Annotated in this window: 17 protein-coding genes; all 17 read right to left on the bottom strand. The window is 43.6% G+C overall.

Annotated elements, in window-relative coordinates:
* The 17 genes from THIAE_RS04365 to THIAE_RS04295 all read right to left on the bottom strand — a co-directional run bounded on the left by THIAE_RS04365 (nt 1) and on the right by THIAE_RS04295 (nt 12,558).
* The gene (locus THIAE_RS04365) at nt 1–1,743 is read right to left on the bottom strand and encodes a putative bifunctional diguanylate cyclase/phosphodiesterase (RefSeq protein ID WP_006459061.1); all 1,743 of its coding nucleotides are present in this window, start codon (nt 1,741–1,743) and stop codon (nt 1–3) included.
* Between the two features lie 157 nt (nt 1,744–1,900).
* Complete coding sequence (locus tag THIAE_RS04360; RefSeq protein WP_006459062.1) at nt 1,901–3,061, bottom strand: dTDP-glucose 4,6-dehydratase; 1,161 nt, start codon at nt 3,059–3,061, stop codon at nt 1,901–1,903.
* Between the two features lie 245 nt (nt 3,062–3,306).
* Complete coding sequence (locus tag THIAE_RS04355; RefSeq protein WP_006459063.1) at nt 3,307–3,957, bottom strand: Wzz/FepE/Etk N-terminal domain-containing protein; 651 nt, start codon at nt 3,955–3,957, stop codon at nt 3,307–3,309.
* Nucleotides 3,958–4,032: 75 nt separating this feature from the next.
* The gene (locus THIAE_RS04350; protein ID WP_006459064.1) at nt 4,033–5,355 is read right to left on the bottom strand and encodes an exopolysaccharide biosynthesis polyprenyl glycosylphosphotransferase; all 1,323 of its coding nucleotides are present in this window, start codon (nt 5,353–5,355) and stop codon (nt 4,033–4,035) included.
* Nucleotides 5,356–5,516: 161 nt separating this feature from the next.
* The gene (locus THIAE_RS04345; RefSeq protein WP_025299311.1) at nt 5,517–5,729 is read right to left on the bottom strand and encodes a PIN domain-containing protein; all 213 of its coding nucleotides are present in this window, start codon (nt 5,727–5,729) and stop codon (nt 5,517–5,519) included.
* 7 nt (nt 5,730–5,736) lie between these two features.
* Nucleotides 5,737–5,970, bottom strand: coding sequence for a hypothetical protein (locus THIAE_RS04340; RefSeq protein WP_006459066.1), 234 nt, complete (start codon nt 5,968–5,970; stop codon nt 5,737–5,739).
* A gap of 37 nt (nt 5,971–6,007) precedes the next feature.
* Nucleotides 6,008–6,145: a hypothetical protein gene (locus THIAE_RS10800; protein WP_157868696.1), complete on the bottom strand. Its 138-nt coding sequence runs from the start codon at nt 6,143–6,145 to the stop codon at nt 6,008–6,010.
* An 8-nt stretch (nt 6,146–6,153) separates the two neighbouring features.
* Nucleotides 6,154–6,306: a hypothetical protein gene (locus tag THIAE_RS10795; protein ID WP_239232411.1), complete on the bottom strand. Its 153-nt coding sequence runs from the start codon at nt 6,304–6,306 to the stop codon at nt 6,154–6,156.
* 186 nt (nt 6,307–6,492) lie between these two features.
* Nucleotides 6,493–6,711, bottom strand: a complete 219-nt coding sequence (locus tag THIAE_RS04335; protein ID WP_006459067.1) for a PIN domain-containing protein — start codon at nt 6,709–6,711, stop codon at nt 6,493–6,495.
* The gene (locus tag THIAE_RS04330; protein ID WP_006459068.1) at nt 6,698–6,937 is read right to left on the bottom strand and encodes a hypothetical protein; all 240 of its coding nucleotides are present in this window, start codon (nt 6,935–6,937) and stop codon (nt 6,698–6,700) included. Before THIAE_RS04330 ends, THIAE_RS04335 begins: the two co-directional genes overlap by 14 nt.
* Nucleotides 6,938–7,135: 198 nt before the next feature.
* Nucleotides 7,136–7,360, bottom strand: a complete 225-nt coding sequence (locus THIAE_RS04325) for a hypothetical protein (RefSeq protein ID WP_006459069.1) — start codon at nt 7,358–7,360, stop codon at nt 7,136–7,138.
* Between the two features lie 40 nt (nt 7,361–7,400).
* Nucleotides 7,401–7,814 (bottom strand): PIN domain-containing protein, encoded by a 414-nt coding sequence (locus THIAE_RS04320; RefSeq protein WP_006459070.1) that lies wholly within the window; start codon nt 7,812–7,814, stop codon nt 7,401–7,403.
* Nucleotides 7,804–8,031, bottom strand: coding sequence for a hypothetical protein (locus THIAE_RS04315; RefSeq protein WP_006459071.1), 228 nt, complete (start codon nt 8,029–8,031; stop codon nt 7,804–7,806). The genes THIAE_RS04320 and THIAE_RS04315 overlap by 11 nt, the downstream gene beginning before the upstream one ends.
* 153 nt (nt 8,032–8,184) lie before the next feature.
* The gene (galE, locus tag THIAE_RS04310) at nt 8,185–9,264 is read right to left on the bottom strand and encodes a UDP-glucose 4-epimerase GalE (RefSeq protein ID WP_006459072.1); all 1,080 of its coding nucleotides are present in this window, start codon (nt 9,262–9,264) and stop codon (nt 8,185–8,187) included.
* Complete coding sequence (locus THIAE_RS04305; RefSeq protein ID WP_006459073.1) at nt 9,261–10,040, bottom strand: glycosyltransferase family 2 protein; 780 nt, start codon at nt 10,038–10,040, stop codon at nt 9,261–9,263. The genes galE and THIAE_RS04305 overlap by 4 nt, the downstream gene beginning before the upstream one ends.
* A complete protein-coding gene (locus tag THIAE_RS04300) occupies nt 10,037–11,254 on the bottom strand; it encodes a glycosyltransferase family 4 protein (RefSeq protein ID WP_006459074.1) in 1,218 nt (405 codons plus the stop codon). The genes THIAE_RS04305 and THIAE_RS04300 overlap by 4 nt, the downstream gene beginning before the upstream one ends.
* A complete protein-coding gene (locus tag THIAE_RS04295) occupies nt 11,251–12,558 on the bottom strand; it encodes a hypothetical protein (protein ID WP_006459075.1) in 1,308 nt (435 codons plus the stop codon). The genes THIAE_RS04300 and THIAE_RS04295 overlap by 4 nt, the downstream gene beginning before the upstream one ends.
* Nucleotides 12,559–12,708: the final 150 nt, after the last annotated feature.

Raw genomic sequence — 12,708 nt, 5'->3', positions numbered from 1 at the left:
TCAGCCAAAACTGACTATTGACCAGGTTTTTGCCCAAGCCATCAACTCATTCGCAGGCATCGGCTTGGCAATCCCATAACCCTGGGCATAATCACAGCCCATGGTTTGCAGCTGCTTGGCATGTTCAAGGGTTTCCACCCCTTCGGCCACCACATCTAAGTGAAAAGCATGACCCAACGCGATCATACTCGCTAAAATCGCACGATCTTCAGCACTTTCTAGCATGTTGGCAACAAAGCTACGGTCAACTTTCAACGAATCAAGTGAGAGCTTGCGTAAATAATCAAAAGACGAATAGCCGGTTCCAAAATCATCAACCGCCAATCTAATGTCATGGGACTTTAACTCATTTAGCTTACCGGATAAGTCTGGCAAAGATTCAAACACGCCTGACTCTAGTATTTCTAACTCTAACTTAAACGGTTGTGGGGCGTTAAAGTGGCTTAATTTATGAAATAGACGCTCATTAAAATCGCCCTGTTCCAATTGGCGTGACGACACATTCACATTCACCCGACAATCAAAACCTAGCGTTTGCCATTGCTGCATGTCGGTCAACACCCGGTCCATCACCCACCAACCCAGCTCAACCTCGACCATGTGATCTTCAATAATCGGCATAAAATGGCGCGGATCTAAAAGTCCATGTTCAGGATGTTGCCATCGCACTAAGGCTTCCGCCCCTTTCAATTCACCAGTTTTTAGTGACACAATCGGCAAATAGACCACCCGCAACTCATCCAAATGCATCGCTTCACGCATACGTTTAAAATGACTATGACGTTCTTTTTGCCAAGCCTCTTGCGCCGGATCAAATACATGATAACGATTCTTGCCCTCAATTTTGGCTTGATACATGGCATGGTCAGCTTGGCGCAATAAAATATCCACACTCTCAAAAGCATGATTATCTGCCAGCGTCACTCCAATACTGCAAGACACCTGCAGCTTAATGCCATTAATCGTCATGGGTTCGGAGGCCGCGGCTAACAAACGGTTCAATAAAATCGCCAGCAACTGCGGATCATCTGGCACATGGTGCACCAAGCCCAAAAACTCATCACCGCCAAAACGCGACAAAATATCCTCAGAGCGCATTTTGCTGCTTAAGCGCATCGCCACTTTTTTTAGCAACTTATCACCAATGTCATGACCATATTGATCATTAATCAACTTAAAGCCATCTAAATCAATACACAACAAGCCAAACTTAAAGTTTTGTTGATTTTGCTTGAGCCATTCCACTTTTTCTGAAAATAACTGGCGGCTCGGCAAGCCGGTAATCTTGTCAAAATTGGCGAGTTGTTTCAGCTGCAATTCCTGATGTTTTTGCTGAGACAGATCGTGAAAAATAACCAGTGTATAGCTTGCATCACCAGAATGCGCATCAAGATTTTGCGCTAGATCTACCAGGGTTAACATGATGTCGCGAAAGTCATAAAGGCCGGTTTGAATCCGATACTCCCCGGCCCATACACCTTGTTCTATTAAAGCCTGTTGCACCTGAGAGCTGATTCCACGCCGTCCATTAAGTGAACGTAAAAACCATAATCGACGATTAAGTAAATCCTGAGCCGGAAACTTTAAAAACCCCTCAAACGCTGGATTTAGCAGAATTAAACGCCCAGTATCCGATACCAGGCCCACAGCCTCATGAGCATAGTCTACCAAGCTGGATAAAAGCGCAGCCTGTAGCTGAGGTTGGTCTGCAAAAATCCTTTGCAACTGAGATGAAATAGACATGGATGAGTCTTAATTATTGACGAGAATTTATTATATGCAAGAAAAGCGCAGGTGTCACCGCAAAGCCATACCTTTTCGGTCATCGCGAGGCTGAAAGCCATGGTAATCTTGAGATTCAGGCTTCACTTCGTTCGCAATAACGAAGGTTGACTTTCAATTACGAAGGATGGCAACAGGCCTGGTTATCAAGATACCATCGCACTGTCTTACGAAGCCCCGATTCAAAGGTTTCGCTTGGTCGCCACCCCAAGGTCGCCTCAATCTTGCTTGCGTCGATGGCGTAACGCAAATCATGCCCCGGGCGGTCAGCGACAAATTTAATCAATGCGTGATAACTGTCGGCACTGCCAGGCTCACAGGAATAACTGTCAATATTTGGATTCAGCTCGCTCGGTGCCATCTCTTCTAATAGCGCACAAATCGCCTTGACCACCTCCAGATTGCGCTTTTCATTATGACCGCCAATATTATAAGTTTGCCCCGGCTGACCGCTTGACACCACCCGGTATAACCCACGCACATGATCGTCCACATACAACCAATCACGAATTTGTTGGCCACGCCCATACAGCGGAATCGGCTTGCCCTGCAACGCATTCCAAATCGTCTGCGGAATCAGTTTTTCACGATGCTGATAAGGCCCGTAATTGTTCGAGCAGTTCGACACCACCACCGGCAAACCATAAGTACGATGCCAAGCACGCACCAAATGATCTGAACCCGCCTTACTGGCGCTATAAGGCGAACTCGGTGCATAAGCGGTTTGTTCGGTGAACAAGGGTAGCCGTTGCACTTTAGAGATTGCTTCGCTGGAGATTGCCACCTCGCTTTCGCTCTTCGCAATGACAGGGTTAGTCATCGAGAGCGCAGCGTGGCGATCTAGCTCGTCCGGGTGCGGCAAGTCACCATAGACCTCATCAGTCGAAATATGATGAAAACGAAAATCGGCTTTTTTATCCGCAGCCAGCTTAGACCAATAGGCGCGTGCCTGCTCCAGCAAGTTATAGGTGCCGACAATATTGGTTTGAATAAACTCAGCCGGTCCGGCAATCGAACGGTCAACATGCGACTCGGCCGCCAAATGCATCACCCAATCCGGCTCAAACTCCGCCATAACCTGTGCCACCCCGGCAGCGTCACAAATATCCAACTGTCGGAAACGATAACGCGGATCTGATTCAACCTCAGCCAACGCCGCCGGATTCGCGGCATAGGTCAGCTTATCCAGATTCATCACCTGATGCTCGGTGTGAGCAATCAAAAAACGAATCAAAGCCGAGCCAATAAAACCCGAACCACCGGTCACTAAAATATTCATACAACCCAGTCCTTAACAAACCCTATAAAAATGCCGGACTGAATCCGGCTTTTCAAAATACATCACGGCGGACGCGGACTATCAAACCTTTGCCGCCTCAAGCTGCTGATACTGAGAAACAGCCTCCACAAAAAAAGCATACAATTCCGCTAGGCTCATTTTGATGCCCACAGAATCCAGCCCTTCGTCCGCAGTCTCATCAATGGGTGATTCACCCGTTAAAACATAATATAAACCTTGTCGAATTAACTTACGGACGGGCTTGACTCATTCAGTTTAGCTCGACGCTTTTGAATAGCGGAACGAATAAGCGCGATAAACACGCCTAGCATTAAGCCTAATACTAAACCGACTGCAAGAATGAGATTAAGCTTATCTAAGCGATTTTGTTTGGGCGAAACCAGTGCTAACGAAATCTCACCAACCTGCGTCGTTGGCTGAATCAGTGCAATATTTTGCATCCGTGAAAGAAGCAACTCATGCCTAGCCTGAATAATTTCGACCGCGCCGATTAACCTTGACTCAACATTTTCTTTTGAATGATGACCAAACGATAATGTAACAACCTTACTATCACCTCGATTCACCGAAGATGACACACCTGCAATTTTGGGAATTATGGCATGCAAATCTGCAAGTTCTTCAACTGTAACGACCTCAGCTGACTGCCCGGATAACATTTGCACGGTAGCCACTTCAAGCAATACCTCCCCCTGATACGAATCCGCTTTTGAAGGTGCGAACAATACAAACAGAAAAGCAAATACACCAGTTAAAGCCGTCACAGCAGCAATCAGCCATTTTTGCGCCCAAAGCGTCTCAAATAACTCAAACAAATCAATTTCATCATCATATTGACGTGGCGAAACAGCTAATTCAGAGTGGTTTTGTTGCATAAGTTCTCCTGACAAGTTTTTTAAATGCATTAAGCGTATGAAAATACGATTTCCCTACTAGGGGTTTAATTTAGATTACAGCCCCTTTTTCCCAAGTACCACGCCGACTGTGCGGATTAGGGTTTCGATTTCCAGCCAAATGCTCCAGTTTTTAATGTAATACAAATCGTACATCAGCTTTTGGCGCGCATCTTCCACACAGGAGCCATAGGGATACATCACTTGCGCCCAACCGGAAATGCCCGGCGCAACCAAATGGCGTTCATGATAAAACGGGATGTCTTTTTCCAACTCATCAGTAAACACCTTACGCTCTGGACGAGGTCCAATAAAATGGATATCGCCTTTTAGCACATTCCACAGCTGTGGCAACTCATCAATCCGGGTTTTACGCATAAACGCCCCGAACCCATAAGCACGAGGATCATCTTTTTCGGCAAACTTAGCGCCCTCTTTTTCAGCATCAAGATGCATCGAACGAAATTTATAGAGCGTGAACTCCTTGCCAAATAACCCAACACGTTTTTGACTAAAGATAACCGGGCCTGGCGATTCTTGCCGAATCCGTATCATGGCATAAATCATTACCGGCCAAGTCAGCAATAACAAACTCAACGCAGCACTCACATCCACCATGCGCTTCAACGCATAATTCAATCGGCTGTAAGCCGTCACCTCTTGCAGATAATCCAAGTTCACCGTTTGATAATCCACATAGCACTTGCGCAAGAAGGTTTCCATAAACTGTTCCATCTTAATCAAGCGCACTCCATCCAGCTCCAAATGGGTCAAATCCTTAATCAAGTCAGACTGCGGTTGTTGATGCGTATTTAGCAATACATAATCCGGTTGCGTGTCGCGTACCTTTTGCAGCCAATCCGCCTGCTCATCAAATGCCAACACCTCAAACTCAACATTCTGCTGCGCCAAACGCGACCTTTCAAAATCCGTAAACGCATACTCCTCAAGCAACACCACCCGAATCGGATTCGCGTCCACCGCATAACAAAACCGATTCACCAGCAAGCGCAACAACAACAGCACAAACGGCGTGATAATCGCCCAACTGATCACCAACTTACGACTGTAATCCTGCGCCACCAAATGCAAAAACGCCAAAAAGATAAGCAGCAGCACCGTCAACATCCAAACTTTAAATATCAACGCCAGCTTTTGTGCAATCGAACGTTCACTATAGCGACTATAACCGCGCAACAGGCGCACCCCAATCACCATCGCAATACCGGCTAAACCACCCAACCAGGTATACTTCTCTAACCAGGCCTGGTCTAGCAACAGGGCATGCAAACCGTACAACAAAAACAACGGAAAAGTTAAATCAATCAAGGCATACAAAAACAGCGGTAAACGCGAACGGTATTTAGGAATGGGTTTCATAAAGGCGACTTGTCAAAATTTTATACAAAAAACAGCTTAAAAATATAACGCATATTATACCAAGAAACACCGACACACGCAGAACAACACACACGAATTGTGATCTAGACCACACTTTCTTGCAGGCACAAAAAAGCCGGACTCAAACCGGCGACGTTTACCTAATTAAAAAACAAAATAATGCGATCCGCCGGATCTTTATGAATATCCGCCAACTGAGTAGACAACAAGGCGATTTGGCAATTCGCTGTTTGCAATTCAACCCCAGAAGCCTCTAAAGCCAGCTCAAACCAGTTTTCTAAAGGCATATTCAGCTTAATCTTACCCTGCTTAACCAACCAAGCTATTTCCAAACAACTTATCGAACTGACCACAACACCATCACTTCAGCATATCCCAATCTTCTAAGGGCATAGCCGTATTAAGTAAATCCGCACTCATCGTTACTGAACTCGCCAAAGCAGGATGGGGTTTACGCTTGACACCCGAAGCGCCAGACCGACTCGCCAAGTCAGGATAAAGCACCAACACCCTTACCGGACAATCCTGCGGCACTTCATCAGGCAAATGAATGATGTGATTGCGCGCCACCGTTTCAAACTCAACTGCATACATACTCAAATCCTCGCAAAAAACTACACCAAACCCTATATTACCGAAAACAACGACTTAACACCAACTCAAGGTCATCGCGAGCCATAGAACCCGTAATCGCGAGCGAAGAGTGGCGATCTTTTACCGGCATACTCGGCTGTAGATTGCCACGTCGCTGCGCTCCTCGCAATGACACCGCACACCTCACCCCTCACCATACCCATTCGGGTTCTTCGATTGCCAGCGCCAAGCATCTTCACACATCCGCTCGATGCCCAATTCCGCTTTCCAGCGCAACAAGCCAATCGACCAAGCCGGGTCACTAGCAAACACATCGCACAAAATGTTTACCACCATCAGCTTAGACACACCATAGGGATTGGTGGTTGATAACGGAAATCCAAAACAAAAATGCCGGACTCAAACCGGCATTTCAAAACACAACTAAACGCTACCATAAACGCTACCGACACAAAATACTATTTAAAAATACCCACAAACCTATCAATAGAAATCACATTTTTATGCGCTTGTAATTTTTTATCATCGCTCAACAACATCATCACTCAGCCTGATTTCCTGCATTAAAGCAAGAACCGAACGAATATTACCTTCATCAGCCTTATCCAAGTTTGGGTACGCCAACAGCTCAATTTTTGAAATACTCGAATAAAAAAGCATCGATTTTGGTAACACAAGCCCATGTTCAAGCAAATAAATTAACGCATTGGTGTCAAGCAAATAACGATCATTCCCACTCATCACGCATCGCCCGTTGATAAGCCACTGCATCACAATGGTTAAAAGCCTTCACCTTAAAAACTGAAAAATCAATCACCTCCGCACCTTCTATTCCAGCTACACTTTGAGACAAATTAGCCTGTTCACTCAACACAATCACCTTCACATGCTGGTTTTTAAACTGCTCAAAATTCGGAATACGCACATACTCAGACACCACATCTGTTTCAAACTCAACTGCATACATACTCAAATCCTCGCAAAAAACTAAACCAAACCCTATATTACCCAAAATGATGGCTTAACACCAATACAAGGTCATCGTGAGCAACCTCACACTTCACCCCTCACCATAACTTCGCGGATTCTTCGACTGCCAGCGCCAAATCCAAAAACAAAAACGCCGGACTCAATCCGGCACAAATCGATATTAAGCTATTAAAAATCAAGCGTGATTTGGAACTTTAACCTGCCGCGCAAGCTTCAACAACTCTCGCAATGCGTTATTAACCGCCGCATTATTGGGAAAGGCCGCCGCCAGATCTGGTTCTACAATCACCACATTTGACGCTTGTCGCAAACGCTCAGCATACTTGCCAACCTCCGCACTATCAAACAACGCTGGGTCATATTCATCTTTCATGTCATCATCGATATTGCTCAAAACCATGCCGCCGCCATTACGTTGATTAAGTCATACATAAAATCGGTTAGGTTTTTATAAACGGATTTACAATCGTCATCTGATTATTTAAAACCAGCCCATGTTGCATATCCTCAGAATACAATAGCTGGCAACCTTCAAGACTAGCAGAGGCAACAATTAATGAATCATAATAAGAAAACATGTATTTTTCTCGCAATTCACATGCTTTCAAAAACGCATCTTTACAGACACTGCTCACCCAATAACGACTATATGCGCTCTCAATAAAACGGCTAATCTCGCTGTTGTTAAAGGACAACTTTTTGAGTAAATTGTTGCTTACCTCATTCAGAACTTGGCTTGAAATAACGCAATTACCTTGTGAAACAATCTCACCAGCAATCTTTTGTTTATGCAAATCCAAGTCACTAAACGCATACAAAAAAATATTCGAATCAACAAATACGCTATCTTGCATTAGCTTGCTCTCGGCTCAAAAAAGAAGAACCTTGCGTTATATGCCTAGGTTGACTCAATAAAGTGGCAATAAAGTCATTTTGATTAGTCGAAACAGCATGCATCTCCGAATCCTCAACTAAGACGATAACCTTGGCATGCTTATTAAGAATCTTGCTATAGTCCTTAATTTCAATGTATTTACTTTTAATGTCCGTTTCAAATTCAACCGCATACATACTCAAACCCTCTCAAAAACTAAACCAAACCTTATATTACCGAAAATAACGCCCTAACACCAATCGGCCTTCATCGCGAGCGCAGCGCGGCGATCTTTTACCGGAACACTCGGCTGTAGATTGCCACGTCGCTGCGCTCCTCGCAATGACACCTCACCCCTCACCATAACCCCGTGGATTCTTCGACTGCCAGCGCCATGCGTCTTCGCACATTCTTTCAATACCAAACTCCGCTTTCCAGCCTAACACTTCAAACGCATAGCTCGGGTCGGCATAACACTGCGCCACATCACCAGGCCTGCGTGCAACAATCTCATAAGGCACAGCTTTGCCCGATACCCTTTCAAATGCAGACACCATCTCCAAAACCGAATACCCGCGCCCTGTGCCTAAATTCACCGTTAGCAGGCCAGATGATTGCATTAACTTCCGCAACGCCGCCACATGCCCTTTCGCCAAATCCACTACATGAATATAGTCCCGCACCCCAGTGCCATCGACGGTATCGTAATCGCCACCAAACACCGACAACTTCTCGCGCAAACCTACCGCCACCTGCGACACAAACGGCATCAGATTATTCGGAATCCCATTCGGATCTTCACCAATCAACCCCGACTCATGCGCCCCGACGGGATTAAAATAACGCAACAACCCAATCGACCAGGCCCTTGTACCCGTAGCGGTATTGTCACTGGCATACACATCACGCAAGATATTCTCTACCATCAACTTAGACGCGCCATAAGGATTGGTGGTCGATAACGGAAAACCCTCTTTAATCGGCACACTCGCCGGATCGCCATACACTGTCGCCGACGAACTAAACACTACTCGCTTGCAGTCAAACTCCGCCATCACCCCAAACAACGCTACCGAACCCGATACATTGTTATTGTAATAGCGCAATGGCATCGCAACCGATTCACCCACCGCCTTTAACCCGGCAAAATGAATCACCGCCTCAATCTCAAACCGCTCAAAAACCGACCGCAACAACTCACTGTCGCGTATATCGCCTTGGATAAAAGTTAATCGTTCGTCATTCCCGCGAAGGCGGGAGTCTTCATTAAAAATTGAACATTCAACATTCACAATTCCAGCAACACGTTCAAGCGAAGCGATAGAACTGTTGCTAAGGTTATCCAACACCACCAAATCATACCCAGCCGCTAACAACTCAACACATGTATGCGACCCGATATAACCAGCTCCGCCTGTGACTAAAATCATTTCAACACCCCTAACATTCTCGCTAGGCCTGGTGCTTTGGTGCGCAATAAACCACGCACCGCATAATGGCTAAAATAATAACTGGCTTTAAACACATTCATCCCTTCGACTTCACGATACAAACGCCAAGTAAACTTAGCGGCATTGGCTTTATTGGCGGAAATTGAATCGGTGCGAACACGATACTGCGCGAGTGTTTCATTCAAGCCGTAGGCATACTCCGTTTTTTTCAACAACTTCAACCACAAGCCGAAATCCTGACGTTTACGAATCAACGGCATAGTAACCTTGCCAAAATATTCCGTGTCATAGATTGCGGTTAAACAACCAATCGAACACATCTTTAACAAATCAGAATAGCAAACCCTATCCGGCACACCAATAAGCCCAAACACCTGCCCATTTTCATCAATCTTGTCATAAGCCGCATAGGTAAACGGATAATTATCAACCTGCATAAACGCCAACTGTTTTTCCAACTTATCCGGCAACCAAAGATCATCACTATCCAAAAACGCAATATAACGACCCTGTGCGGCTTCAATCGCTGTATTACGAGCTACTGCTGCACCTGAATTTACCGACAACCGAATCAACTTAATCCGCGAATCTTGCTCAACAAAAGACTGAATCACCTCAACCGATTTGTCCGTCGAGCAATCATCAACAATAATCATCTCCCAGTCTGAAATAGACTGACTCAAAACAGACTGAATGGTTTCTGAAATAAACTGTGTGGAATTATGGGAGGGAGTAATTATTGAAACAATACTCACAATAGTTCCATCCTATCCTTCGCAGCCTGCCAAAGCTTTATGTAAGTATTCATAGAAACGTCCACATCAAATTTTTCAATAATTTTCTGCTTTGCATTCATTGCAATAGTACTAGCTCTTGCATCTTTTTCTAAACACGTATTAATAAAAGCCAAGCCACTCTTCCAATCACCTTTCTCAACAACAAATCCTTCAATGCCATTCTCAATCAATTCATCAATTCCAGGAGTATTGGTAGTAACAACAACACACTTTTGGTACATCGCCTCTTTGACAACATTGGGTAGTCGTTCAGATGGATAACGTGACATCAATAAAAAAAAGTGGGTTTTGGACATAACCTTGATTAACTCAACCTGATCAACATGCCCCAAAAAGAATACATACTTTTGCAACCCCAAATTATCAACCAATTTTTCTAAACTGGGTCTAAACGAACCATCACCTGCAATATACAAAACAGCGCGAGGATTATTGTTTAAAACACCTTGAAAGATACGCAATACATCATCAACCCCCTTTTCTTCAATTAACCGCCCGGCGGTTAAAAAGATGGGCTCATTTAATTCTTCAAACTTATTGGCGACACCCTCAACGGGAAAGTCCAACTTAGTTCCCCGCACCACAACATTTACCTTGTCCTTATCAATCCCCATTTCGCTCATCATCGGCAAGTTAGACTTTGAATGCGTGAAAATCACATCCGCTTCTTCTGAAAGCTTAACACTCCCAGGATAAGCTGAAACCAAATCATGCGCACCGAGAAACATGGAAACCACCGTGTTTGGCATATACCTTTTTACCAAATAGCCCTCCATCGAAGGGTAATGCCCCCAAAATAGATGAACAACATCCGGCTTGCGTTTTAAAACTGACCTGAAAATAGATATAGCGGAGGGTAACAAAACCAAGCTTTTTAATAGATGCTTAGGTGTTTTAGCGCAACAAGAAAGAACCCAACCCAAAAGAGAAAAGGTCATTAACGGATGTCTAATCAAAAAGGCAAAAAACACCAAGATTGATTCAAAAGAAAAATGAGTAACGGACAATCCAGCATGATCACGTTCAACCATCAACTTTTCAAACTGAACATGCTTTGGTCGCATCCCGTACACAGAAACATCCTGCCCTTGCTGACGCAAACTTTCTACATCTAATGAAGCAAACGTTTCCGAAGGAACCGGAAATTGCATCGTTATATAAGCGAGCTTCATTCCGCAGGCCTTTTTGAATGGAAAACAGTCAATGAATAACTGGCGGCCAAAAGACCCAACATAGAATAAAAGAAGAAAGAAAGCCGAATTTGCTCGGTAAAGTTATTGCCCACACTCATCAAAGGAATAATCAAAAACCATACGAGCAGGGCGAGAAAAAAAGGATAACTAATATGATGACGACCAATATTCTTTAATATCCGCCATGCAAAATAGACCCCAAGCCCAATTAAGGCAATAAAATACAAAAGAAAACCAACCAACCCATAACGGTAAAACTGATAATTATAAATCGACTCAACGTATTCAAGCTCAGATTTTGCAGGGCCATTACCAAAGAACATGATTAACGGATTATTAGATACTTTATCGAGAGCAAATAGAAACTGCCCTAGCCGAATATTACCAGATCGACCAATACCCTCACCCTCCAGCAACCTTACAAACTGACCCGTCAGATAGTGAAAGTTTTCCAGTAAATACGGAATAGAGGCAACGAAAATGATGGACACGACAAGCATTAAAAATAAAAATAAAAATAATTTCTTCGATACAACTAGCTTCTTAAGATTAAACTCTAATAACAATAAAACCGTTGGTAAGACAATAAAAAAACCTACCAAAAAAGTTCCGGCAACTGATCGTGATTGCGGAAGAATAAACATGATTAACGCAACAACCAAAGGTAGAATAAAAAATCGACATGTGTAAATCATTTTCAGGAAAAAATATAAAATAAAAAACGACATCATGAACGCATAATCATAAGGGTTGACAAAAGGCGCAGAAACCCGGCGGGAGTTAACATTATGCTCTTTAGTATATAGCTGACTTAGATAATCATAAAAACCAAAGTACTGATTTAACCCAATTAAAACCAAAACAAAAAACGCAAACAACAAAAGTCGTTCAAACTTTAAAATCAGGCCTTGACGAGAAAAGACAGTGTAAGCAAGAGCAAACACGAGCAAATACAGAATAGGACGATGAAACTCATAAAGATCACGTTGAATAATATCTATCCCACCAAAGGATGCACCAACCAACATAGAGAGAGCTATGTGCAGAATAAAAAATATAAAAATCAACGATACAGCGATAAATATTTCTTTATGATTTTCGTCATAAAAATTAAAATATAGCCTCTTAAAAGCTAGGAAATAAAAAACCAAACCTAATATCAATCCGCCATTAACAAGCATCGCACCTGATGAGCCAAAATAGTTATGAAAGACTGGGAAAAAAAGAGCAAATAAAAAAAAGGCTGAAAATACTCGATAGTGTTTTAAATTTTTGTCATTCATACTTTGAAATTTATTAAATTAGAAGTTTAAAGGCCAGGACACAACTCATCTTAACAACATACATCATATCAACCAGGCCTGGTGGTTAAAAATATTGATTCTTGTTATGCCAGGCGGAAAGCAAATAGATGCGATACAGCAATCGTCCTG

This window comes from Thiomicrospira aerophila AL3 (genome assembly GCF_000227665.2).
In the GTDB taxonomy this organism is placed as follows: domain Bacteria; phylum Pseudomonadota; class Gammaproteobacteria; order Thiomicrospirales; family Thiomicrospiraceae; genus Thiomicrospira; species Thiomicrospira aerophila.
Note: the sequence above shows the minus strand (reverse complement) of the source record. Positions and strands in the feature narration are given on the sequence as shown.

What these genes read in the sequence shown, in the direction of transcription:
- THIAE_RS04360 (WP_006459062.1), bottom strand. Translation starts at nt 3,061, where the DNA reads ATGAATATTTTAGTGACCGGTGGTTCGGGTTTTATTGGCTCGGCTTTG.
- THIAE_RS04300 (WP_006459074.1), bottom strand. Translation starts at nt 11,254, where the DNA reads ATGAAGCTCGCTTATATAACGATGCAATTTCCGGTTCCTTCGGAAACG.
- THIAE_RS04325 (WP_006459069.1), bottom strand. Translation starts at nt 7,360, where the DNA reads ATGGTTTTGAGCAATATCGATGATGACATGAAAGATGAATATGACCCA.
- THIAE_RS04320 (WP_006459070.1), bottom strand. Translation starts at nt 7,814, where the DNA reads ATGCAAGATAGCGTATTTGTTGATTCGAATATTTTTTTGTATGCGTTT.
- THIAE_RS04355 (WP_006459063.1), bottom strand. Translation starts at nt 3,957, where the DNA reads ATGCAACAAAACCACTCTGAATTAGCTGTTTCGCCACGTCAATATGAT.
- THIAE_RS04315 (WP_006459071.1), bottom strand. Translation starts at nt 8,031, where the DNA reads ATGTATGCGGTTGAATTTGAAACGGACATTAAAAGTAAATACATTGAA.
- galE (WP_006459072.1), bottom strand. Translation starts at nt 9,264, where the DNA reads ATGATTTTAGTCACAGGCGGAGCTGGTTATATCGGGTCGCATACATGT.
- THIAE_RS04330 (WP_006459068.1), bottom strand. Translation starts at nt 6,937, where the DNA reads ATGTATGCAGTTGAGTTTGAAACAGATGTGGTGTCTGAGTATGTGCGT.
- THIAE_RS04340 (WP_006459066.1), bottom strand. Translation starts at nt 5,970, where the DNA reads ATGTATGCAGTTGAGTTTGAAACGGTGGCGCGCAATCACATCATTCAT.
- THIAE_RS04350 (WP_006459064.1), bottom strand. Translation starts at nt 5,355, where the DNA reads ATGAAACCCATTCCTAAATACCGTTCGCGTTTACCGCTGTTTTTGTAT.
- THIAE_RS04335 (WP_006459067.1), bottom strand. Translation starts at nt 6,711, where the DNA reads ATGAGTGGGAATGATCGTTATTTGCTTGACACCAATGCGTTAATTTAT.
- THIAE_RS04295 (WP_006459075.1), bottom strand. Translation starts at nt 12,558, where the DNA reads ATGAATGACAAAAATTTAAAACACTATCGAGTATTTTCAGCCTTTTTT.
- THIAE_RS10795 (WP_239232411.1), bottom strand. Translation starts at nt 6,306, where the DNA reads ATGGTGGTAAACATTTTGTGCGATGTGTTTGCTAGTGACCCGGCTTGG.
- THIAE_RS04365 (WP_006459061.1), bottom strand. Translation starts at nt 1,743, where the DNA reads ATGTCTATTTCATCTCAGTTGCAAAGGATTTTTGCAGACCAACCTCAG.